The 21,557-nt window shown below is 62.8% G+C and carries 18 protein-coding genes and 6 pseudogenes; 8 read left to right on the forward strand and 16 right to left on the reverse strand.

The features are described from left to right. Positions 1–113: 113 nt before the first annotated feature. A pseudogene (locus tag ACQVLG_RS04410) lies at positions 114–1,360 on the forward strand (class I SAM-dependent methyltransferase). Positions 1,361–1,376: 16 nt separating this feature from the next. Here the strand turns inward: ACQVLG_RS04410 and msrA are convergent. Next, positions 1,377–1,910, reverse strand: a complete 534-nt coding sequence (msrA, locus tag ACQVLG_RS04415; RefSeq protein ID WP_230539059.1) for a peptide-methionine (S)-S-oxide reductase MsrA — start codon at positions 1,908–1,910, stop codon at positions 1,377–1,379. Between the two features lie 176 nt (positions 1,911–2,086). Between msrA and ACQVLG_RS04420 the strand changes: the two genes are divergently transcribed. Beyond that, positions 2,087–2,593: a flavin reductase family protein gene (locus ACQVLG_RS04420; protein WP_474293027.1), complete on the forward strand. Its 507-nt coding sequence runs from the start codon at positions 2,087–2,089 to the stop codon at positions 2,591–2,593. A gap of 44 nt (positions 2,594–2,637) precedes the next feature. On the opposite strand, the gene ACQVLG_RS04425 is transcribed toward ACQVLG_RS04420, so the two are convergent. The 11 genes and pseudogenes from ACQVLG_RS04425 to ACQVLG_RS04475 all read right to left on the reverse strand — a co-directional run bounded on the left by ACQVLG_RS04425 (position 2,638) and on the right by ACQVLG_RS04475 (position 13,861). Continuing rightward, a complete protein-coding gene (locus ACQVLG_RS04425; protein ID WP_230539061.1) occupies positions 2,638–3,324 on the reverse strand; it encodes an OmpW/AlkL family protein in 687 nt (228 codons plus the stop codon). Between the two features lie 99 nt (positions 3,325–3,423). Beyond that, positions 3,424–4,809, reverse strand: coding sequence for an SGNH/GDSL hydrolase family protein (locus ACQVLG_RS04430; RefSeq protein ID WP_474293029.1), 1,386 nt, complete (start codon positions 4,807–4,809; stop codon positions 3,424–3,426). 238 nt (positions 4,810–5,047) lie between these two features. Beyond that, complete coding sequence (locus ACQVLG_RS04435) at positions 5,048–6,070, reverse strand: L-threonylcarbamoyladenylate synthase (protein WP_474293031.1); 1,023 nt, start codon at positions 6,068–6,070, stop codon at positions 5,048–5,050. After that, a pseudogene (locus ACQVLG_RS04440) lies at positions 6,067–7,263 on the reverse strand (5-(carboxyamino)imidazole ribonucleotide synthase). Before ACQVLG_RS04440 ends, ACQVLG_RS04435 begins: the two are co-directional and overlap by 4 nt. A 15-nt stretch (positions 7,264–7,278) precedes the next feature. Next, on the reverse strand, positions 7,279–7,776 hold the full coding sequence (gene purE, locus ACQVLG_RS04445; protein ID WP_230539065.1) for a 5-(carboxyamino)imidazole ribonucleotide mutase: 498 nt from the start codon (positions 7,774–7,776) through the stop codon (positions 7,279–7,281). Between the two features lies 1 nt (position 7,777). Continuing rightward, positions 7,778–8,671 carry a phosphoribosylaminoimidazolesuccinocarboxamide synthase gene (locus ACQVLG_RS04450; protein WP_230539066.1) on the reverse strand — a complete coding sequence of 298 codons (894 nt, stop codon included), beginning with the start codon at positions 8,669–8,671 and terminating at the stop codon, positions 7,778–7,780. Positions 8,672–8,777: 106 nt separating this feature from the next. Further along, positions 8,778–9,844 (reverse strand): annotated as a pseudogene (fba, locus tag ACQVLG_RS04455) (class II fructose-bisphosphate aldolase). Between the two features lie 78 nt (positions 9,845–9,922). After that, positions 9,923–11,370 (reverse strand): annotated as a pseudogene (pyk, locus tag ACQVLG_RS04460) (pyruvate kinase). A 111-nt stretch (positions 11,371–11,481) separates the two neighbouring features. Continuing rightward, positions 11,482–12,692: pseudogene (locus ACQVLG_RS04465) on the reverse strand (phosphoglycerate kinase). Positions 12,693–12,769: 77 nt separating this feature from the next. Next, positions 12,770–13,120 carry an AzlD domain-containing protein gene (locus tag ACQVLG_RS04470; protein ID WP_230539069.1) on the reverse strand — a complete coding sequence of 117 codons (351 nt, stop codon included), beginning with the start codon at positions 13,118–13,120 and terminating at the stop codon, positions 12,770–12,772. After that, positions 13,113–13,861 (reverse strand): annotated as a pseudogene (locus ACQVLG_RS04475) (AzlC family ABC transporter permease). Before ACQVLG_RS04475 ends, ACQVLG_RS04470 begins: the two are co-directional and overlap by 8 nt. A 258-nt stretch (positions 13,862–14,119) precedes the next feature. On the opposite strand from ACQVLG_RS04475, the gene ACQVLG_RS04480 reads away from it, so the two are divergent. From ACQVLG_RS04480 to ACQVLG_RS04495, 4 genes are all read left to right on the forward strand, one after another. Next, positions 14,120–14,314 carry a zinc-finger domain-containing protein gene (locus ACQVLG_RS04480; RefSeq protein WP_034780619.1) on the forward strand — a complete coding sequence of 65 codons (195 nt, stop codon included), beginning with the start codon at positions 14,120–14,122 and terminating at the stop codon, positions 14,312–14,314. Positions 14,315–14,377: 63 nt separating this feature from the next. Then, positions 14,378–14,803 (forward strand): YybH family protein, encoded by a 426-nt coding sequence (locus ACQVLG_RS04485; RefSeq protein ID WP_230539071.1) that lies wholly within the window; start codon positions 14,378–14,380, stop codon positions 14,801–14,803. Beyond that, positions 14,803–15,828, forward strand: coding sequence for a YheT family hydrolase (locus ACQVLG_RS04490; protein ID WP_474293034.1), 1,026 nt, complete (start codon positions 14,803–14,805; stop codon positions 15,826–15,828). Before ACQVLG_RS04485 ends, ACQVLG_RS04490 begins: the two co-directional genes overlap by 1 nt. Beyond that, complete coding sequence (locus tag ACQVLG_RS04495) at positions 15,821–16,411, forward strand: DUF2946 family protein (RefSeq protein ID WP_474293036.1); 591 nt, start codon at positions 15,821–15,823, stop codon at positions 16,409–16,411. Before ACQVLG_RS04490 ends, ACQVLG_RS04495 begins: the two co-directional genes overlap by 8 nt. Positions 16,412–16,414: 3 nt before the next feature. Here ACQVLG_RS04495 and ACQVLG_RS04500 read toward each other — a convergent pair whose 3' ends face one another. Continuing rightward, positions 16,415–18,004, reverse strand: coding sequence for a M48 family metallopeptidase (locus ACQVLG_RS04500; protein ID WP_474293038.1), 1,590 nt, complete (start codon positions 18,002–18,004; stop codon positions 16,415–16,417). A 197-nt stretch (positions 18,005–18,201) separates the two neighbouring features. Here ACQVLG_RS04500 and moaC point away from each other — a divergent pair, with 197 nt between their 5' ends. After that, a complete protein-coding gene (gene moaC, locus ACQVLG_RS04505; protein WP_474293040.1) occupies positions 18,202–18,708 on the forward strand; it encodes a cyclic pyranopterin monophosphate synthase MoaC in 507 nt (168 codons plus the stop codon). A gap of 5 nt (positions 18,709–18,713) precedes the next feature. Here moaC and ACQVLG_RS04510 read toward each other — a convergent pair whose 3' ends face one another. Continuing rightward, positions 18,714–19,088, reverse strand: a complete 375-nt coding sequence (locus ACQVLG_RS04510; protein ID WP_474293042.1) for a DUF6713 family protein — start codon at positions 19,086–19,088, stop codon at positions 18,714–18,716. Positions 19,089–19,247: 159 nt separating this feature from the next. On the opposite strand from ACQVLG_RS04510, the gene ACQVLG_RS04515 reads away from it, so the two are divergent. Beyond that, positions 19,248–19,973, forward strand: a complete 726-nt coding sequence (locus ACQVLG_RS04515) for a flagellar brake protein (protein ID WP_474293044.1) — start codon at positions 19,248–19,250, stop codon at positions 19,971–19,973. 21 nt (positions 19,974–19,994) lie between these two features. On the opposite strand, the gene ACQVLG_RS04520 is transcribed toward ACQVLG_RS04515, so the two are convergent. Continuing rightward, positions 19,995–20,459: a pilin gene (locus tag ACQVLG_RS04520; RefSeq protein WP_230539078.1), complete on the reverse strand. Its 465-nt coding sequence runs from the start codon at positions 20,457–20,459 to the stop codon at positions 19,995–19,997. A gap of 216 nt (positions 20,460–20,675) precedes the next feature. Next, on the reverse strand, positions 20,676–21,554 hold the full coding sequence (gene sucD / locus ACQVLG_RS04525) for a succinate--CoA ligase subunit alpha (RefSeq protein ID WP_474293046.1): 879 nt from the start codon (positions 21,552–21,554) through the stop codon (positions 20,676–20,678). Positions 21,555–21,557: the final 3 nt, after the last annotated feature.

A 21,557-nucleotide genomic window follows, 5' to 3' on the forward strand; every position in this document is an offset into this window, starting at 1 on the left:
GCGGCGCAAAGCAAGCTGTGCAATATCAGTGTAGGCTATGAGGGTAGAAGTTACTAAATGACATTGTTTCTCAATTTGCGGCCGCAGCCTGGGCCGCATCATTGGAGGCCATTTTGTTTGTACAAAACCAACTCAAGTCCTGGATTGCCGGCATCCGCAGCAAGACCGCCTTGCCGCTGCGCATAGAATTATGGAACGGCCAGCACGTTGACCTGTCCAGCGAAGCGCCCCGCGTCACCATCCGCCTGCCGACCGTCGCCTCGGCCCGCTATCTGCTGAACCCCTCGCTGGCCAATCTGGGTTCGGCCTATGTGGAAGGCAATATCGAGGTCAGGGGACGGCGATGGACATGATTTCCATCTGCAATGCCCTGGCGCGCAACACCTTGAAACCGGAAGGCAAGCTGGCCCGCATCGTGCGCAGCTTTACGCACGACAAGAGCAAGGATGCCGAAGCCATCCGCTACCATTACGACGTGTCGAATGCCTTCTACGAGCAATTCCTCGACCCCGCCCTCGTGTATTCCTGCGCCTACTTCGAACACGGCGACGAAACCCTGGCGCAGGCGCAAGTCAAGAAGATCGACCATATCCTGAAGAAAATCCAGTTGCAGCCGGGCCAGACCCTGCTCGACATCGGCTGCGGCTGGGGCGCGCTCGTTATTCGTGCCGCGCAGCAATATGGCGCCCGCTGCGTGGGCGTGACCCTGTCGGAAAACCAGTACGCGCTGGCGCGTGAGCGCGTGGCGGCGGCCGGCCTGGCCCACCTGATCGATATCCGCCTGCAGGACTACCGCGACGTGACGGGCCAATTCGACCGCATCACCAGCGTGGGCATGTTCGAGCACGTGGGCCTCAAGCATTTACCCGAGTACTTTTCCATCGTCAACAAGCTGCTGGCGCCGGACGGCATGGCGATGAACCACGGCATCACCTCCACCGACCCGGAGAATGGCGAAACACCGTACGGGGGCGGCGAATTCATCGAAAAATATGTGTTTCCGCACGGCGAACTGGCGCACATCGGCAATGTCCTGAAAACCATGCAGCAAGGGGGGCTGGAAGTGCTGGACGTGGAAAACCTGCGGCGCCACTATGCGCGCACCTGCGCCCTGTGGACGGAGAATTTCGAAGCCCATGCCGAACAAATTCGTCCGCTGGCGGGCGAGCGGCGCTTCCGCATCTGGCATGTCTACCTGGCCGGCTGCGCCTATGCCTTCGAGCAAGATTTGATCAGCCTGTACCAGATCGTCTGCGTGAAGGCGGGCCGGCGCTCTTCCACGCTGCCCTGGTCGCGCAACTACATGTATGCGCAGGAGAATACGCAGGAAACAAGGCCGGCGCCCGTGCTCACGCCCTGACAGGCGCGCGGAGCGTTTACTTCAGGCGCCCCGCATACATGGCGCGGAATTTCTCCACCTTGGGCGCGACGACCAGGGCGCAATAGCCCTGCAAGGGATGCTGTTCCACATAATTCTGGTGGTAATCCTCGGCCCGGTAAAAGACTTGCGCCGACGCAAGTTGCGTGACGATCGGCGCATCCCATACGCCGGCCATCTCGGCCAGCACCTTGCGCGCCACTGTTTCCTGTTCGGCCGACTGGTAATAGATGACGGAACGGTATTGCGTGCCGACATCGTTCCCCTGGCGATTCAGGGTGGTGGGATCGTGCAGCGTAAAAAAGATTTCCAGCAAGTCGTGATAGCTGATGACGGCCGGATCGAATTCCAGGCGCACCACTTCCGCGTGACCCGTGTCGCCCGTGCAAATCTGCTCATACGTGGGGTCGGGCACACTGCCCCCCGTGTAGCCGGACTCGACGCGCGTCACGCCGCGCACTTCCCCGTACACGGCGGCCAGGCACCAGAAACAGCCACCGCCCAGTACCGCCACTTCCGTCTGTTGATTCATGATGTCCTCCCGCAACGCTACTGCGACTTATCATTTCACCACTGTAACGCAAAGCCCCATGGCCTGCAGCGCCGCTTGAAACGGTGCGTAGCGCACCGCACATAGGGCCAGGCCGGCCACGATTGCGCTGGCGCCGCCGATTTTTGGCATAATGTCAGCAAATAGACAGGTCACCCATGAACACACGCTCTCCCCGCGCGCCCGCGCAAGAATTCGATACGACACATTTCCGGCAGGCACTGTCGCAGTTTGCCACGGGCGTGACGGTCATCACGACGCGCCTGGCCGACGGCAGTTTCCGCGGCTTGACGGCCAGTTCCTTCAATTCCGTTTCGCTGTCGCCGCCTCTGGTGCTGTGGAGCCTCGGTTCCGTGGCGAACAGCATGCCCATCTTCAGCGGCAACTCGCATTACGTCATCAATGTGCTGGGCGCCGAGCAGGCGGAACTGGCGACGCGCTTTTCGCGCCGCACGCCAAATCCCTTCGACGACGTCGAGTACGAACTGTCGCGCACGGGCCAGCCCATCCTGAAAGGCGCGTCGGCCTGGTTCGAATGCCACAACCGCAGCCGCTATCCGGAAGGCGACCACGTCATTTTCGTGGGCGAAGTGGAACAATGCGCGTTTGCCGCGCAAGCGCCCTTGATCTTCCACAATGGAAAGTTCAATACACCGCAAGCCTGAGCCGCGGCACAAAAAAAAATCCGCCGAGGCGGATTTTTTTTACATTACAGGGTGAAGTTATACCCGATGCTGATGCTCACGGCGAGCGGATCGAGCTTGATGTCCTGCGTCTGCCCCGTCGAGAATTTCGCCTTGGTTTTCAGGAAGGTCTTGACCACGGCCACGTCGGCAAACCAGCGCTCGTTGAGGGCCAGGGTGCTGCCGACCACCAGGCTGCCTGCCAGCTTGTTGTCCATGCGGTAGGTAACGGGCGATCCACCCGGATCCAGCAAGGCCGTCATCTGGCCCGAGCCTTTTTCCTTCTGGAAATAGGCATACGTCAAGCCCGCGCCCACGTAAGGACGGATCATCGCATTGGGCTGGAAGAAACGGTACTGGATGAAGGCCGTCGGCGGCAAGGCTTCCGCCGTGCCCAGCTTGCCCGTGCCCTTGATGGAACCATCGCCGATCAAGTCATGCTTGTACGGCACGCCCAGGATCATTTCAGCAGAAATATTGTCCGTGATCATGTAGGCAAAGGTCAGGATGGGCTTGGTATCCGCCTTGACATCGGCCTTCGTGCCCGGCAGTGCAGGCGCGGAAATGTCGCCACTGTCCACGTGCGGCGTGATCTTGTTGAGGCCAGCCTTGGCCATCCAGGTGCCTGCGCTTTGCGCCGAAGCGCCCGTCGCCATGGCCATCGCGGCAGCCGCGGCCAGCACGCGTACGGCGGTATTCAAACGATTCTTCATCTTGTCTCCTGATTCAGTATGTGCGGAGTGTTCCGCTTTCGAGTCTTGTCGCTGCCGGCACCGGCCGCGCCTCGCAGGCACAGCCGGTGCGGCCATCCCTTACAGCCAGCCCCGCACGACCATGTCCTTGGCCACATAACGGGCCAGCAACAGGTTGTTGAACGGCGTAGGATGCACGTCGTCGGCATACGAGTAGTGGCTGACGTCGCCTGCCTTCAGGTTCGTGCCATTGCACACGAGCGAGCTGCCCAGGAGATTGCCTGGCGCGTTCAGGTCGCACGCCGTTTCCGTGACGTTGGTCAAGCCGTACGGGCCAGGATTGACGCCCTGGTCATGGCTGACGGCAAACACGTCGACCAGCAAGACTTTCGCATTGCCATTCAGGCCGCCGCTCAGTTCGCCGTTGAAGGCGCTGACCATGGCATTGATGAGCGCCTTGGTATTGGCATCCTTGCCCAAGCCCGATGGCGTGCCGGCCACGTCCGGCAGATTGTTGACGATCACATAATTGGCGCCCTTGGCGATGATCTGGTCCTTGACCAGTGCCACCAGTTCGATTCCCGCCTGTTTCATGGCGCCAACCAGTGCAGGGCCATTCGCCGCAGCGTAATCGGCGCCGGCCTTGGCACCGGCGGCGTTGCCGGTGACAGTGGCGTCGGCCTTGGCCTTGGTTGCGGCGGCGGCCGCCAACGCTGGTGCATTCAGATTGCCCGCCATGTAAGCGGCAGTGGCAGCAGCTGTCACCACGGACGCGTCCGTGTGGCCGGGACGTGCATTTTCCGTCACAATCGCCGCTGCGATGGCCTGCACCGCCGTCGAGGGAACGGTAGCGCCGGCGGCCAGAGCCGTCGCCAGATTGGTAACAAAAGCCTGCGCACCGGCGGTCGCACCGGCAGCCAGGCCAGCAGCGGTCGCCTTCGCTTGCAAGTCACTCAGCAGGAACAGCACGTCATTACCGCCGGCCATCACGAAGACGGCTTCCGTGCCGCTGAACTTGCCGCCGGAGACTGCCAGGTGGTTCGCGATCTGCGTCACCACGGGCACGGTCAGGGCGCCCAGCGTACCGCCTGCCAATTTATTGTTCGGGCCGACGGGGTTGGTCACGCGCGAACCGCCCATGGCGTAGCCGAAGCAGCCGGCATGCTTGACGCGCGGCACGGACAAGCCCTTCGCCGCATCGCCCTCCAGACCGGTCTCGGCGGCGCATGGCGCGGCCAGGCCGAATTGCGCGGCCAGGTGCTCGGTCCAGTTCTTGCCCGTCAGTTCAGGATTGATCTTGGTATTGTCGCCATTGATGGTGAACTTGCCGCCACCGAGCTTGGCCACGGTGCCCACGGCATACGAACCGACGTCGGACAGGCTGTCGCCGAACGACACCTGCGCCGTGTATTTGACTTTCAAGGCTTGATCACCGCCACTGGCGCCGCCGCAACCTGCCAGGACAGCCGCAGCCAGCACGGCCAACGCGAATTTTGTTTGATGCATTTTGTCTCCTCGGTCTTTTTTTGGTTTCTAAACGAACGGACGTGCTATTCGCTACCCAACTAATATGCCATCGTTCCTCGGGCTTGCATAGAAAATATGTTTTAAAAATCAACGAAATAACAACACCGACAGCGCCCTGTCACGACCGGACGATCCGCTGAATTATGGAGGATTTAATATGGTTCGTGGCAAGCATCTCTATTGCGCTGCATCAAGAAAAAGCCCCTTGCGGGGCTTTTTATGATGCGGATAGAAATTGCTGCAAGATGCCACTCGAGCCGAAGGCGGCGCGCCGCAAACGGTCGTTGATGCCCAGCCACGCGGGGCCGGTGGGCGGTGCTTCGACGAGTATCAGCTCGGCGCCGACCTGGTCCATCGTGCGCAGCGAGGCATACAGCGCATGTGCGTAATTTTCCGGGTTGGCCGCCAGGCGCACGCTGGCGCTGGCCGGCGGCAGATCCGAGTAGTGGATCAGGGCCACGCGGCGTCCGTCGTTGAGCAGGCGGTTCAAGGTGGCGCGCACCTCGTCGCTGTGCTGCATCGCAACAGGCGTATGTGGCGCGTAGTGCGATTCCAGCGTGCCCGAGGCGCGCGGCGCGGCCGCGTCCGCCACGGCCGGCGCGCGGCCGATGACGGCGGCGATCTGTTCGCTGCTGATATGGCCGGGACGCAAGAGCACGGGGCCATGCGTGGCCAGACGCGACAGGTCGACGATGGTCGACTCGATGCCCACGTCGCTCTGGCCGCCATCGAGGACCAGGCCCAGCAAGCCGCTATCGAGTTCCGCCGCGAATTCATCGCGCACGTGCTGCGCCGTGGTGGGGCTGACGTTGCCGAATTTGTTCGCCGACGGCGCCGCCAGGCCGCCCTTGCCGCCCTTGAAGGTGCGTAGCAATGCGATAGCCACCGGATGCGACGGGCAGCGCAAGCCCACCGTATCCTGGCCGCCGGAAACGGCATCGGGAATATGCGCGGCGCGCTTGACGATCAGGGTCAGCGGACCGGGCCAGAAGGCGGCCACCAGCTGCCGTGCTTCCTCGGGGATGTCGTCGGACCAGTGCCCCAGGTCGGCGCCGGGCGCCACGTGCACGATCACGGGGTGGTCCGAAGGCCGCCCCTTGGCTTCGTAAATGCGCGCCACGGCGGCCGGGTTTTCCGCATCGGCGCCAAGGCCATACACCGTTTCCGTCGGGAAAGCGACGAGGCCGCCCGCTTCCAGCACGGCGGCGGCCGCCGCCAGGTCGTGTGCGGGCACGCTCACGGCGCGATTCCCAGGATCAGGCAAGCGTCGCGCAGGCGCTGCTGCGCCTCTTGCAAGCTGGCCGCGATGAAGGTCAGGTGGCCCATCTTGCGGCCACGGCGCGGATCGTCCTTGCCGTACAGGTGCAAACAGGCGCCCGGCAGGGCCAGGATGCGGTCCCAGGCCGGTTCGCAGGCAACATCGCTGCCGTCGGCAAACCAGGCGTCGCCGAGGATGTTGAGCATCACGGCCGGCGAATGCTGGCGCACGTCGCCCCAGCGGCAGGCGCGCCATGGCCCGCACCTGCTGCGCAAACTGGCTGGTGACGCAGGCATCCATCGTGTAGTGGCCGCTGTTGTGTGGACGCGGCGCCATCTCATTGACCACCAGGCTGCCATCTTCCAGCACGAAAAATTCAATGCACAGCACGCCGACATAGCCAAGTTCGGCAACCATCGCCTGCGCCGCCCGCTGCGCCCTGGCGGCGCAATCGTCGGACACGTTCGGGCCCGGCACCGTGGTGGTAAACAAGACGCCGTCGCGGTGCACGTTTTCGGCGATCGGATACACGACCGATTCGCCGTCCACGCCGCGCGCCGTCAGCACGGACACTTCATACGCCAGCGGCAGCATCTTTTCCAGCAGGCAAGTTACCTCGCCCATTTCCGCGAACGCGGCGCGCACGTCGTCGCGCGTGCGCACGCGGAACTGGCCCTTGCCGTCATAGCCCATGCGCACGGTTTTCAAAATGCCTGGCAGCAAGTCGTCACCAATGGCGTCAAATCGGCCTGCGTGGCGATGACCATGTGCGGCGCCGGCAGCACGCCCGATTTCGGAGCGCAGTCGACAAAGAAACGCTTTTCCGCGATGCGGTCTTGCGCCACCGACACGCCGTGGGCATTCGGCGCCACAAACACGCGTTCGGCCAGGCGCGACAGGCTGCCGGCCGGCACGTTCTCGAATTCGGTGGTGACGGCCAGGCATTGCGCCGCCAGGGCGTCAAGCCCGGCTACATCGCTGTAGCCGGCATTCACCAAGCGCTGCGCCACCTGCCCCGCAGGGCAGGCGTCCGATGGTTCCAGCACGGCAACCTGGTAGCCCATGCTCTGGGCGGCCTGGGCAAACATGCGGCCGAGCTGGCCGCCGCCCATCACGCCCAGCCACGCCGGTGGGTTGGCGGCGGGCAGCAATGGGGAAGTCGATTTACTATTCATTATTTTTCAAACACATTATTCAGGCAAGACCATGGCCTTGGCGGCGGCCGTTTGCGTCACGCGGAACGCTTCCAGCCGCTCGGCCAGGGCGTCGTCGTTGGCGGCAAGCATCGCCACGGCCGTCAGCGCCGCATTCGCCGCGCCCGCTTCGCCGATGGCGAAGGTGGCCACCGGCACGCCCTTGGGCATTTGCAGGATCGACAGCATGGAATCCTCGCCGCGCAGGTATTTCGACGGCACGGGCACGCCCAGCACGGGCACGATGGTCATCGCCGCCACCATGCCAGGCAGGTGGGCGGCGCCGCCGGCGCCGGCGATGATGGCGCGCAAGCCGCGCGCGCGCGCGCTTTTCGCGTACGCATACATCTCGTCGGGCATGCGGTGCGCGGAAATGACTTGCGCTTCGTACGGCACGCCAAACTGTTTCAGCATGGCAACAGCGTTCTGCATCACGTCCCAGTCCGAAGACGAACCCATGATGACGCCGACCAGCGGCTTATTCTGCTCGCTCATCTCAGGCCTTCAGCTTCTCGCCCGTCAGGCGTTCGATGGCTTCAAAGTACTTGGCCTGGGTTTTTTCGATGACGTCGGCCGGCAGCGCGGGCGCCGGTGCGGTCTTGCCCCAGGTCAATGTTTCCAGGTAGTCGCGCACGAATTGCTTGTCGAACGATGGCGGCGAGATGCCAGGCTGATACGAATCGGCGGGCCAGAAGCGCGACGAGTCAGCCGTCAGCACTTCATCCATCAGATGCATGACGCCATTGTCGTCCAGGCCGAATTCGAACTTGGTGTCGGCGATGATGATGCCGCGCGTGGCAGCGTACTCGGCGGCCGTCTTGTACAGCGCGATGGCGACGTCGCGCATCTTGGCGGCCAGGTCGGCACCGATGCGCTCTTCCATTTCAGCAAAGCTGATGTTTTCGTCATGCTCGCCCAGCTCGGCCTTGGCCGCCGGGGTGAAGATCGGTTCCGGCAGCTTTTCCGCCTGTTGCAGGCCCGCTGGCAGCTTGATGCCGCAGATGCTGCCCGTGTCCTGGTAATCCTTCCAGCCCGAACCGATGATGTAGCCGCGTACGACTGCCTCGACCATGATGGGCTTCAAGCGCTTGGCCACGACGGCGCGGCCTTGCACTTGCTCCACTTCCTCGGGCGCCACCACGGATTCCGGCGCCACGCCGGTCAGGTGGTTCGGCACGATGTGGCCCAGTTTCTCGAACCAGAAATCGCTCATCTGGTTGAGGACCTTGCCCTTGCCGGGGATAGGCTCGTTCATGACGACATCGAAGGCCGACAGGCGGTCCGTGGTGACGATCAGGATCTTGTCGTCGCCAACGGCGTAGTTGTCGCGGACCTTGCCGTGGCCCAGCAATGGCAGGGAATGGATAGAAGTCTGATAGAGGCTGTTCATAGCGGGGGAATAGTTGGATGAAACGAAACCGGCAGGCAGGGAAGGCGCCCGCCGGTCGAGAAAATCGGGCACGGAGCATTGCTTCCGGCCCGTTCCAGACAGAATTTTACTTCACAATTTGCGACAGCTCGCCGGCCTTGTAGCGCTCGGCCATTTTTTCCATCGTGATGACCTTGATCTTCGACGCCTGGCCTTCGCAGCCGAAAGCCTGCATGCGCGCGCGCACGATTTGCTCGGCGGCAGTGCGGGCTGGCTTCAGGAAGTCGCGCGGGTCGAATTTCGACGGGTTCTCGAACAGGTATTTGCGGATCGCGGCCGTCATCGCCAGGCGGATATCGGTATCGATGTTGATCTTGCGCACACCGTGACGGATGCCTTCCTGGATTTCTTCGACTGGCACGCCGTAGGTTTCCTTCATGTCGCCGCCGAATTCGCGGATGATGGCCAGCAATTCCTGCGGCACCGACGACGAACCGTGCATGACCAGGTGGGTGTTCGGGATGCGCGCGTGGATTTCCTTGATGCGGTCGATGGCCAGGATGTCGCCCGTCGGCTTGCGCGTAAACTTGTAGGCGCCGTGCGAGGTGCCGATGGCGATCGCCAGGGCGTCGCACTGGGTGCGCTGCACGAAGTCGGCCGCTTGCGCCACGTCCGTCAGCAGCGTTGCTCGCGGGTCATGGTGCCGTCGGCGCCGTGGCCGTCTTCCTTGTCGCCCTTCATGGTTTCCAGCGAACCGAGCACGCCCAGTTCCGCTTCCACCGTCACGCCGATGGCGTGCGAGAATTTCACCACTTCACGCGACACTTCCACGTTGTATTCGTAGGAAGCCACCGACTTGCCGTCCGCTTCCAGCGAACCGTCCATCATCACGGAAGTAAAACCCGAGCGGATGGCGGCCATGCAGACGGCCGGCGACTGGCCGTGATCCTGGTGCATGACGACGGGAATGTGCGGATACGCTTCGACGGCGGCGTCGATCAGGTGGCGCAGGAACGCTTCACCGGCGTACTTGCGCGCGCCAGCGGACGCCTGCATGATCACCGGGCTGTTGAGCGCATCGGCGGCAGCCATGATGGCTTGCACTTGCTCCAGGTTGTTGACGTTGAAAGCAGGAATGCCATAACCGTTTTCGGCGGCATGGTCCAGCAGTTGACGCATGGATACGAGAGACATGGTAATACTCCAGAGAACAATAGAAACCGTTGCGGCGCTTCGCGGTTCATGACCGCGGCGGCGCCTGAATTCTTACGTTTAGTCGAATTCGCCTACTTTGACAATTTTCAAGGCATTCGTGCCGCCCACCTGGCCCATCGGCTCGCCCCAGGTGACGACGATCATGTCGCCCTTCTTGACGATGCCCTGCGCCACCAGCAGCTCTTCCGCCTGCTTCAGCACTTGCGCGCTGGGGGCGTTCTGCATCAGATGATACGCCCGAACATTGCGGTACAGCGCGGCTTTGCGCAAAGTCGTCACGCTTGGCGTGAGCGCGTAGATCGGCGTATCGATACTGTGGCGGCTCATCCACAAAGCGGTGGAACCGGATTCCGTCAACGCCACGATGGCTTTTACGCGCAGGTGGTGGGCCGTAAACAGCGCGCCATAGGCAATCGACTGGTCGATGCGGGTAAACGTAACGTTGAGGAAGTCGGCGTCGAGCTTGTTGTATTCGGACTGTTCCGCTTCCACGCAGATGGCGGCCATCATTTCCACCGTCTCGATCGGGTACTTGCCCGAGGCCGTTTCGGCCGACGTCATGACGGCATCCGTGCCGTCGAGCACGGCATTCGCCACGTCGGACACTTCCGCGCGGGTCGGCACGGCGTTGACGATCATCGATTCCATCATCTGCGTTGCCGTAATAGCAAGTTTGTTCGACGCGCGCGCCATCTTGATCATGCGTTTCTGCAAGGCCGGCACGGCCGCATTGCCCACCTCGACCGCCAGGTCGCCGCGCGCCACCATGATGCCGTCGGACGCGTCGAGGATTTCTTGCAGGGCAGGAATGGCTTCCGCGCGCTCGATCTTGGCGATCATCATCGGCTTGTGGTGGTACGGTTCGCCGGCGATATTGGCCAGCTGGCGCGCCATTTCCATGTCCGTCGCGCATTTCGGGAAGGAAATGGCCAGATAGTCGGCCTGGAAACTCATGGCCGTCTTGATATCTTCCATATCCTTGGCCGTCAGCGCGGGCGCGGACAGGCCGCCGCCTTGGCGGTTGATGCCCTTGTTGTTCGACAACTCGCCGCCAATCTTGACGGTGGTGTGGATTTCGCTGCCTTGGATGCGCTCGACGATCAGCACGATGAGGCCGTCGTTCAGCAGCAGCACGTCGCCCTTGTGCAAGTCGCGCGGCAGGGCCTTGTAGTCGAGGCCGACCCGCTCCTGGTTGCCCAGCTCGCCGTTTTCGCCCCACTTGGCGTCGAGGATGAAGCGCTCGCCCGCTTCCAGCTCGATGCGCGTGTTTTCAAACTTGCCGACGCGAATCTTCGGCCCTTGCATGTCGGCCATGATGGCCACTTCGCGCCTGCACTCGGCCGCCGCCAGGCGCACCAGCGCCGCGCGGTCGATATGGTCTTGCGCCTTGCCATGGGAAAAATTCAAGCGCACCACGTCGACGCCCGCACGTATCATTTTGACCAGGATATCGAAGTCGGTGGAGGCGGGCCGATTGTTGCTACGATTTTTGTACCGCGTGGCATAGGATTCCTTGTGCGCGAGCGAAGGTGAGCAAGGCCGGTTGATCAGGCATCCGGCAAGGTAAAAGCGCAGCGGTCAGGCTGCGCTTGGTATTGCACGACAGTCAGGCTGGATCAGCCAGCACGTTGCATGAGAATTTCCACTGCAGGCAAAGTCTTGCCTTCCAGGAACTCCAGGAAAGCGCCGCCGCCCGTCGAGATATAGCTGATTTGATCGGTAATGTCGTATTTGGCAATCGCCGCCAGGGTGTCGCCACCGCCGGCGATCGAGAACGCTTTCGACTCGGCAATGGCCAGGGCCAGGGTCTTGGTGCCGTTGCCGAACTGGTCGAACTCAAACACGCCGACCGGGCCGTTCCACACGATGGTGCCAGCGGCAGCGATCTGCTGCGCCAGCAGGGCGGCCGTTTTCGGGCCGATATCGAGGATCATGTCGTCGTCCGCCACGTCGGCCACGTCCTTGACGGTGGCGGCAGCCGTCGGCGAAAACTCCTTGGCGCACACGACGTCGACGGGAATCGGCACTTGCGCGCTGCGCTTGGCCATGATCTCGATGATGGCTTTCGCTTCCTCGACGAGTTCCGCTTCCACCAGCGACTTGCCGACGTTCAAGCCGACGGCCTTCATGAAGGTGTTGGCGATGCCGCCGCCGACGATCAGGTTATCGACCTTGTCGGACAGGGCTTTCAGGATGGTCAGCTTGCTCGACACTTTCGAACCGGCGACGATGGCCAGCAGCGGGCGGGCTGGCGCGTGCAAGGCTTTCCCCAGCGCATCGAGTTCGGCGGCCAGCAGCGGACCGGAGCAGGCGACGGGGGCAAACTTGGCGATGCCGTGCGTGGACGCTTCGGCGCGGTGGGCCGTGCCGAACGCGTCATTGACGTAGATATCGCACAATTTGGCCATTTTTTGCGCCAGCTCATCGCTGTTTTTCTTTTCGCCCTTGTTGACGCGCACGTTTTCAGCAGGACGACCTGGCCGGCAGCCAGGTTTTCCAGGCCGGCGCCATCGACCCAGTTTTGTTTCAGTGCAACTTCCTGGCCCAGCAGCTCGGACAGGCGGGCCGCCACGGGCGCCAGGCTGTCGGCTGGCTTGAACTCGCCTTCCGTCGGACGGCCCAGGTGCGACGTCACCATGACGGCGGCGCCAGCGTCGAGGGCGGCACGGATGGCCGGCACCGAGGCGCGGATGCGCGTATCTTCGGTGATCTTGCCACTGTCATCTTGCGGGACGTTCAGGTCGGCGCGGATAAACACGCGCTTGCCTTGCAGTGCATTTTGGGCGATCAAATCTTGCAGACGGATGAAGTTGAGAACAGCTGACATGGCGATCCAGATGACGAGTGGAAGGAAGTGCGCTATTTTACCGCAATGACCAGAGCAAATCCCCGATTTGTCCTGCTTTACTGAAAAACGTGCAACAGTCGCAAGCCCGTGAAAACCAGCATGCCGAAGACGATGGTTTGCAGCATATTGCGGCGAATCACAAAAAAGAGCGTGGCGGCAATACCGGACAAGAGTTTCAAATTGGACAAGTCGAAGTGCACTTGCTGCCCGTCCATCAGCATGTCGGGCGCAATGATGGCCGCCAGCGCGCAGGCCGGCGCATAGCGCAGCATCTCGCCCACGCGGCGCGGAATGGTGATGTGGTGGCCGATCAGCCAGAAGGTGCTGCGCGTGGCGGCCGTGGCCACCACCAGCACGGCGATGGCGATCCACACGTCGGCCCTGCCCCAGTCTATGCCGTCAAACATGGCGTTTTGTCCATTTTTCTGTCAATTCTTCCACGGCCATGGCGCTGACCATGCCCGCCACCACAGCCACCAGCAAGCCCAGCTTATACGGCAGGCTGAAGGCCAGCACGGCCACCGCGCCCGCCACCAGCACGCCGCACAGGGCGGCGCGGCTGAGGATCAGCGGCACCGTCACGCACAGGATCGCCAGCGTGCCCGCAAAACCCAGCCCCCCCACTCGGCCGGCACGACGGCGCCCAGCACGATGCCGATGAAGGAACCGGTTTGCCAGGCCAGCCAGTTGGGGTAGATCAAGCCTTTCAGGAAAGGCAGCTTGGCCGGGTCCGGCGTTTCATGCGGGTAACGCTGCAGGAACAGGCCCACGGTGATGTCGCCCGCCACATAGCCGAGCGCAAAGCGCTGGCGCCACGGCAGATGCGCGAAATGGGGAGCCAGCAGCACGGAAAAGATAACAAAACGCAAATTGACGACGAGCGCCGTGGCGAAGATCACCCACACGGGCGCTTGCGCGGCCAGCAGGGGCAGGGACGCGAGCTGGGCCGAGCCGGCAAAGACAAACAGGGTCATGGCCCCAGCCTGCGCCACCGTCAGGCCGCTTTTCACCATGGCCACGCCTACCACCATGCCCCAGGCGGCGATGCCCAGCAAGGTGGGCGCCCCCAGGTTCAGGCCGGCGCGCCAGGCGTCTTTCAGCAGGGCATCGTCCTTGCCGGCCAGCACGGCGTTCACGCGGGTGTTCATGCGAGCCCCCGGCAGGCTGGGTGTGGTAACTGCACAACAATGGTGCATGGCGACAAGGGCGGCAACGGTGATACCGGCAAGGCAAATCCAGTCAGTGTGGCGCTGCAGCCGCCATATTTCCGCAAAAAACCGCGCCGCAGCCGTAGATGATCGAGCCGACATTTTAGCCATGATTTTTGCTGTCTGCCTGAATCCGTTAAAATCGTACTTTTGGCAGCAGCCGACTTCCTTCCATACAGCCTCACGGAGCATGACAAGATGACAAAAACCACCCAGCCAGCGGTCGAACTCGACAGTAAAGACTTGCCAGCCCACTGCCCTAACCCGGCCATGCCGCTGTGGTCGTCGCATCCGCGCGTGTTTCTGGAATTCAACAAAGACGGTATCGCCAAGTGCCCGTACTGCGGCACGGCCTACACCCTGAAGGAAGGCGCCAGCGCCGGCCATCATTAAACTGCCCTGCCCAGCGGCGCGCCCCCAGCGCGCCGTTTTCATTTGCACCAGCCCGGAGTCGTCATGAAACGTCTGAAAGAACTCAATGGCAGCGCCGCGGAAGTCGAAGCGGCGTTCTACGATGCCTTGCACCGCGCCGACCTCGAAGCGCTGATGGCGCTATGGGCCGACGATGAAGAGATCGTCTGCATCCACCCGGGCGGCGCGCGCCTGATCGGCCATGCCGCCATCCGCGCCTCGTGGGAAACCATCCTGGCTGGCGGCGGCCTGCACATCGTGCCGGCGCAACTGCATGAAACGCACAACCTGATGAGTTCAGTGCACACGGTGATCGAAGGCGTGACCCAGGAAGAAGGCGGCCCGGCGCACTTGCTGGCGACAAATGTGTACGTGAAAACGCCGCGCGGCTGGCGCATCGTGCTGCACCACGCCTCCATCGCGCCCGGCGGCGCGCCGGCCGACGCTGCGGGAGCGCAGATCCTGCACTGATGTCTTTATCTCATTCCTACACCGCCCCCGTGTGGCTGCCCGGCGGCCATGCACAGACGATTTATCCGGCCGTGTGCCTCGCCAAGCCGGCCGTGGCCTTCCGCCGCGAACGCTGGCAAGCGCCCGATGGCGACTTCGTCGACGTCGACCTGGTCGACGGCCAGCCGGGCCAGCCCTTCGTGGTGCTGTTCCACGGCCTGGAAGGTTCATCGAACAGCCATTACGCGCGCGCCCTGATGGCCGAGGTGGCCGCACGCGGCTGGTCGGGCGCCGTGCCGCATTTTCGCGGCTGCTCAGGCGAAGCCAACCTGGCGCCGCGCTTTTACCATTCGGGCGATGCGCAGGAAGTGGACTGGGTCGTGCGCACACTGCGCCCGCGCGCCACGGGCAAGTTTTATGCGGCCGGCGTGTCGCTGGGCGGCAACGCCCTGCTGTGCTGGCTGGGCCAGTCGCAGCACCAGGCCGAGATCGTCGATGCGGCGGCTGCCGTGTCGGCGCCCCTTGATCTGGCGCAAGGCGGCAAGGCCTTGTCGTCCGGCGCGAACCGGCTGTACACGCGCATGTTCCTGAACACCTTGAAACCCAAATGCCTGGCCAAGCTGGAACAGTTTCCCGGCCTGTTCGCGCGCGAGGCCATGCTGGCCGCGCGCGACTTGCACGCCTTCGACAATGTCGTCACGGCGCCCCTGCACGGCTACCGCGACGCCGACGATTACTGGCACCGCGCCAGCGCCAAGCACGTCTTGCACGACATCACCGTGCCGACCCTGGTGCTAAATGCGCAGAACGACCCCTTCCTGCCCGGGCGCTTCTTGCCGCGCAGCGCCGCGCCGACGGTCACGCTCGAGTATCCGCGCCACGGCGGCCACGTCGGCTTTGCGGCAGGCAAGTTGCCGGGAAGCACACGCTGGCTGCCGCAGCGCCTGATGCATTTTTTTGAAGGCGGCAACACGGCGCCATCAGCGCCGCAAACCTGTCACGCTGGCGCTGCGCGCACTCACACGGAAAACGCTACACATGGATGAACTCGTCAAGCAGGCCCTGGCCAAATGGCCGAACGTGCCCCACTGCTACGGCTGGCTGGGCCTGGATGCGCGCGGCCACTGGCGCATGCGCGACCAGCAGGCGCAACAGCAGCAACTGCCTGGCGACAAGATCGCCCACGTGGCCCTGTTGAGCTTTATCAACCGCAATTATGACCATGACGAACGCGGTTGCTGGTTTTTCCAGAACGGCCCGCAGCGCGTCTACCTGAACCTGGAAGCGACGCCGTATATCGCCCGCAGCGATCCACGGCACGGTTTTGTCTTGCAGACGGGCGCGCCGCTGGCGGCCATCGAGGCAGCGTATCTGTGCGACAACGGCGCCTTGATCTTGCGCAACGATCATATCGTGGCGCAGGTCGATGACCGCGACATGGCGCAAGTGCTGGCATCGCTGCGCCTCGATGGACAGGCGGCCAGCGACGAGGCCTTGCTGGCCTGGCTGGAAGCGGGACAAGGAAGCTTGACCTTATTGCATGACGGCAAGGAGATCGCCGTGCAGCCGCTGCGCTACGATGCAGTGCCGACCACCTTCGGCTTCCAGCGCGCGCCGCAAGCCGAATAAAAACTAGCCCTTCTGATCCTTGATCTGTTCGCGGCGTTTTTCCTGCAGTTCCCGTTCGCGCGCATCGATCACGGCCTGGTCATAGAAGGTCGCGTCCGTCGACTTGCGGGCGATCGTCAGCTGGTCCAGCGCGGCCATGGTGGCGCCCTGCAACACGTAGGATTCGGCCAGGGCCATGTGCTGCAAGGTCATCTTGCCCTGGTCCGCATAGGCTTTCGCCAGTAAATCGTACAATTCCGGCTCTTCCTTGTAGAGCTGCACCTGATCGCGCAAATACAAGGTTGCCTGCTCCAGCTTGCCGGCAGCCATCAGCGCTTCCGCATACTGGTGGGCAATGCCGCGCGAGAGGGGAAACTGCTGGCGCGCAGAGTCCGCCGCCTTCAGGGCTTGCTGCGCCACTTCCTTCTTTTGCGCCGGCATCAACAGCACTTCCAGCCCCATCGCCGCCAGCAGCGAATTGGGGCCCTGCGTGCCGCCGGAGGTAAACACGTTGGGCCCGGCCGGCTGCTGCAGGGCGGCATTGGCCGCATCGAGTTCCTTCTGCGCCTCCGCCGGCTTGCCCTGCTTGACGGCGACAAAGGACAAGCCGTAATGGGCGGCCACCACCTGGAAGCGGCTTTGCTGTTCCAGCTGCGTCTTGAAGACGGCGCCGGCATTCAACAGGCCTTGCACGCTTTCATCCTGCAGCACGCGGGCGCGCGCCCGGGCCAGGTGGAAACTCAGGCTGTCCGGACGCTGCTTGTAGGGCTGCTCGCGGATGCGCGCCTGGATGTCGGCGATGCGTTCCGTCGTCAGCGGGTGGGTCTGCAGGTAGGCGGGCATCAGGTCGCTGTACGAGCGGCTGGCCGCCTGCATGCGGCCGAAGAAGGCCACCATGCCGGTGGTATCGAAACCGGCTTCGCCCATGATCTGGAAACCGATGCGGTCCGCCTCGCGTTCGGCGTCGCGGCCGAAATTGAGCTGGCGCTGGATGGCCAGGCCCTGGCCGGCGGCAAACACGCCCATGGCCACGTCGCCGCCCGCCCGCGAAGCGAGCGCCGCCAGCAGCATGGCCGCCAGCGGCATCAGGGCATCCTGGCGCTGCTGGCCCAGCATGCGCGCGATATGGCGCTGCGCCACGTGGCCGATCTCGTGCGACAGCACGGACGCCAGTTCCGCCTCCGTTTGCGCCGCCAGCACCAGCGCCGAGTGCACGCCGATGAAGCCGCCCGGCAAGGCAAACGCATTCAACTGGGGATCGCGCACGGCAAAGAAGAAATAATCGTAATTCGTTTCGCCGCGCACGCTGGGGCGCGCCGCCACGAGGGCGTTGCCGAAGGTATTCAGGTATTCGAGCAGCGGGGCGTCATCGAGATAGTCGCGGTCGCCGCGGATGCCGCGCATGATTTCCTCGCCGATCTTGCGCTCCATCGCCGGCGACAGGTCTTCGCGCGACGTATCGCCCAGGTTCGGCAGGTTCGGCGCCGGCGGCACGGCCAGCGGCGTCCAGCTGGAGGCCGGCTTGGCGGCAGCGCCGGCTACCGGCGCCGCAGGGGCGGACGCATAGGTTTGCGCCAGCGCAAACGGCGCCGCCAGCCACAATGCGGCCAGCATGGATGCGCGCCGGGAGCCGCGCCGCCATGCCGCACCGGCGTTTTCAAGTACGATCGGAAGGGGAGTTTTTGAATTCACGGGTGCTATCATACCTTGTTCGCGGCGCCGTTTCCGCGCGACAGGCATGCGATATGCTTGTGGCACGGCTTTGCATTCCGGCATGCCGCACCCTCATTCCCCGACCCTATTTTGACGCCATGACAACAGCAGACAAGCAAGCCCCCGCCGGGGAACTAACCCATTTCGACGCCACGGGCCAGGCCCATATGGTCGACGTGGGCAGCAAGGAAGACACGCGCCGCAGCGCCGTGGCCGCCGGCACTATCCGCATGCAGCCCGCCACCCTGGCCTTGATCATTTCCGGCAATGCCAAAAAGGGCGACGTGCTGGGCATCGCCCGCATCGCCGCCATCATGGGCGCCAAGCGCACCAGCGACCTGATCCCCCTGTGCCACCCGCTGGCCCTCACGCGCGTCACCGTCGACTTCGAAGTGGATGAAGCGGCCAACAGCGTGCACTGCCGCGCCCAGGTCGACACGACGGGCAAGACGGGCGTGGAAATGGAAGCGCTCACGTCCGTGCAGATCGGCTTGCTGACCATCTACGACATGTGCAAGGCCGTCGACCGGGGCATGGTCATGACCAACATGCGCGTGCTGGAAAAGCATGGCGGCAAGTCGGGCGATTGGCACGCCGAGGTGTAATTATGCTACTTGGCGCGCCTGCTGGCCTCGGACGCGGCGCAAGTCGCGCAGCAGCCATAGGGCGCACGCCAGGCACAGCCCGATGATGGCGACCGACAGGGGCAGGTGGAACTGTTCCTGTCCCGCAGCGCAAAGCCGGCGTGAATGAGAAAGGTGCCCGCGCCCAGCGCGGCGCACACTGCCGCATAGCGGGGCGCCAGCCGGGTGTCCAGCAGCACATGCCGGTAACCAGCCAGCACCAGGGCAATGGCCGCCAGGTTAAACACCAGAAAACCCTGCACGCCGCCCGGCACATGAAACATTTCCCATTCCCGCCAGTAAGCCGCATCGATCTGGTGCAGGATCAATGACAACATCGTCCAGAAGTAGCTGCGCGACATAAGGTTTACATTCGTTAATATTGACGCAATTGTAAATCTTATGTCGCGGACCGTCACGCACGGTATTCTTTGATAGCAATATCAATTTCATTGATATAAGTGCTTTTTCATCAAGAAATCATGCATACTGCGTATCGACAATATTCAGATGAGCATCGCATGACTAGCAACAAACCCGCCGCGGAAAGCAAGCTCCAGGACTTCGAATTCGAGGCCATGAATCTGCAGGTGGGTGGACGCATCCGTTTCATCACGCATCGCACCATCAAACCCATCCAGCATTTCTCGACCCTGATCGGCTATGTGAAGGACGAGTACCTGATCGTCAAGATTCCCATGGAAAACGGCGCGTCCATCGTGCTCAACGAGGGCGACAAGCTGACCATCCGCGTGTTTTCCGGCGTCACCGTGTGTTCGTTTTCCTGCAGCGTGCTGCGCATCTTCGGCCGCCCGCTCAACTACGTGCACCTGAGCTTTCCCGATGCCATCCAGGGCACCAGCCTGCGCACGGCCATGCGCGTGAAAGTGGAGATTCCCGCGCAGCTGAGCTACCGCGACGTGGCGGCCGTGCCCGTCTTCATCGTCAACCTCAGCGTCTCGGGCGCGCTGATCGAGGCGCCCGGGATGCTCACGCCCGACGACGACGGCGTAGCGCTCAGCTTTACCCTGCTGGTGCAGCCGAACAAGCATCAGATGCGCGTCAATACGCGCGCCCGCATCCAGAACGTCAGCGTGGGCAAGCCTCGAACGAACGGCCACGCCGCCGAAGTAGCGGAAATCTATACGTATGGCGTGCAATTCATCGACCTGGAACCGACCCACTACACGCTGCTGCAAAACCTCACCTATGAAGCGCTGATCGCGGACCGGCAAAAAATCGTCTGACGCTGGCGCGGCAGGTGCTGCTCACTGCGTCGCCACCACCTTGGGAATATTGTTCCTGGTAATGGCTTCCTTCGCCGCCGCATTCGTCACGCTGGTGCTGTTAAACCAGCTCAGGCTGCTGGAGCCGACCTGCAGCTCCATGCTCACCGTCTGGCCGCCCATGCCGCTGCCCAAGTCGCCCGCCAGGGTCAGTTCGATATTGCCCTTGTCGACCTTGCCGCTGGCCACTTCGCGCGTCGGACTGAACAAGGGGATGGCGCTGGGCACGGCCTGGGTGGGCGTGCTGCAGGCGGCAGCCAGCCCGCCGTTTTCCTGCACGCACAGGGCCACGGCCGTTTTCAACGGTGCGGCGGCGGCCAGCACGTTGCTGACCTTGGCCCGCATCGTGTAGTCGCCGTACTGGGGAATGGCCACGGCCGCCAGGATGCCGGCGATGGCCACCACGATCATCAGTTCTATCAGGGTAAATCCGCTCTGCGCGCGCATTGCATCCTCCCGGGGTGCAGTTGGTCACGCCCTGCACGGTGCAAGCGCCATGCCAGCGGCACGCCCGGGCAGCGGCGATACACATGGAAAGAAAAGCGACACTTTTTGGCAGGTTCGGACCGACGCCGTCGCCCCAGGCCGGAAAGCGGCATGTCGTGCGGACAAAAAAAAGGAGCCGAAGCTCCTTTTTTGTCCTGCATCAATACCGGGCTGAAATTACAGCATGGCTTTCAGCAGACGCGCCATTTCCGACGGGTTTTTGGTCACGGTGATGCCGCAAGCTTCCATGATTTCCAGCTTGGCTTGCGCCGTATCGGCACCGCCCGAGATCAGCGCGCCGGCGTGGCCCATGCGCTTGCCTGGAGGAGCCGTCACAGCGATGAAGCCGACGACCGGTTTTTTCATGTTGTCTTTGATCCAATAAGCCGCGTTGGCTTCGTCCGGACCGCCGATTTCGCCGATCATGATGACCGCGTCGGTATCCGGATCGTCATTGAACATCTTCATGATGTCGATGTGCTTCAGACCGTTGATCGGGTCGCCGCCGATGCCGACTGCCGACGATTGGCCCAGGCCCAGTGCGGTCAGCTGACCCACTGCTTCATAGGTCAGGGTGCCCGAACGCGAAACCACGCCGATACGGCCCTTCTTGTGGATGTGGCCTGGCATGATGCCGATCTTGATTTCGTCTGGCGTGATCAAGCCTGGGCAGTTAGGGCCCAGCAGCAAGGTTTTGCTGTTGGCTTTAGCCATGCGGTCTTTCAGGGCCATCATGTCACGGACAGGAATGCCTTCGGTGATGCAAATGGCCAGATCCATTTCAGCTTCGACAGCTTCCCAGATCGCCGCTGCCGCGCCTGCTGGCGGCACGTAGATCACGGAAACGTTGGCGCCGGTTTCTTTTTTCGCTTCGGTAACGTTAGCGAAAATTGGAATGCCTTCGAAATCTTCGCCGGCTTTCTTCGGGTTCACGCCTGCCACGAAGGCAGCTTTGCCGTTCGCGTAGTCGCGGCAACCGCGGGTGTGGAACTGGCCGGTCTTGCCGGTGATCCCTTGGGTAACGACTTTGGTATCTTTATTGATCAGAATGGACATGTT

Source organism: Janthinobacterium sp. TPC_1 (assembly GCF_056037845.1).

Excerpts from the sequence above, each read along its gene's own strand:
- msrA (WP_230539059.1), bottom strand. The coding sequence starts at position 1,910 with ATGAATCAACAGACGGAAGTGGCGGTACTGGGCGGTGGCTGTTTCTGG.
- ACQVLG_RS04420 (WP_474293027.1), top strand. The coding sequence starts at position 2,087 with ATGAACACACGCTCTCCCCGCGCGCCCGCGCAAGAATTCGATACGACA.
- ACQVLG_RS04425 (WP_230539061.1), bottom strand. The coding sequence starts at position 3,324 with ATGAAGAATCGTTTGAATACCGCCGTACGCGTGCTGGCCGCGGCTGCC.
- ACQVLG_RS04430 (WP_474293029.1), bottom strand. The coding sequence starts at position 4,809 with ATGCATCAAACAAAATTCGCGTTGGCCGTGCTGGCTGCGGCTGTCCTG.
- purE (WP_230539065.1), bottom strand. The coding sequence starts at position 7,776 with ATGAGCGAGCAGAATAAGCCGCTGGTCGGCGTCATCATGGGTTCGTCT.
- ACQVLG_RS04450 (WP_230539066.1), bottom strand. The coding sequence starts at position 8,671 with ATGAACAGCCTCTATCAGACTTCTATCCATTCCCTGCCATTGCTGGGC.
- ACQVLG_RS04470 (WP_230539069.1), bottom strand. The coding sequence starts at position 13,120 with ATGTTTGACGGCATAGACTGGGGCAGGGCCGACGTGTGGATCGCCATC.
- ACQVLG_RS04480 (WP_034780619.1), top strand. The coding sequence starts at position 14,120 with ATGACAAAAACCACCCAGCCAGCGGTCGAACTCGACAGTAAAGACTTG.
- ACQVLG_RS04485 (WP_230539071.1), top strand. The coding sequence starts at position 14,378 with ATGAAACGTCTGAAAGAACTCAATGGCAGCGCCGCGGAAGTCGAAGCG.
- ACQVLG_RS04490 (WP_474293034.1), top strand. The coding sequence starts at position 14,803 with ATGTCTTTATCTCATTCCTACACCGCCCCCGTGTGGCTGCCCGGCGGC.
- ACQVLG_RS04495 (WP_474293036.1), top strand. The coding sequence starts at position 15,821 with ATGGATGAACTCGTCAAGCAGGCCCTGGCCAAATGGCCGAACGTGCCC.
- ACQVLG_RS04500 (WP_474293038.1), bottom strand. The coding sequence starts at position 18,004 with ATGCTGGCCGCATTGTGGCTGGCGGCGCCGTTTGCGCTGGCGCAAACC.
- moaC (WP_474293040.1), top strand. The coding sequence starts at position 18,202 with ATGACAACAGCAGACAAGCAAGCCCCCGCCGGGGAACTAACCCATTTC.
- ACQVLG_RS04510 (WP_474293042.1), bottom strand. The coding sequence starts at position 19,088 with ATGTCGCGCAGCTACTTCTGGACGATGTTGTCATTGATCCTGCACCAG.
- ACQVLG_RS04515 (WP_474293044.1), top strand. The coding sequence starts at position 19,248 with ATGACTAGCAACAAACCCGCCGCGGAAAGCAAGCTCCAGGACTTCGAA.
- ACQVLG_RS04520 (WP_230539078.1), bottom strand. The coding sequence starts at position 20,459 with ATGCGCGCGCAGAGCGGATTTACCCTGATAGAACTGATGATCGTGGTG.
- sucD (WP_474293046.1), bottom strand. The coding sequence starts at position 21,554 with ATGTCCATTCTGATCAATAAAGATACCAAAGTCGTTACCCAAGGGATC.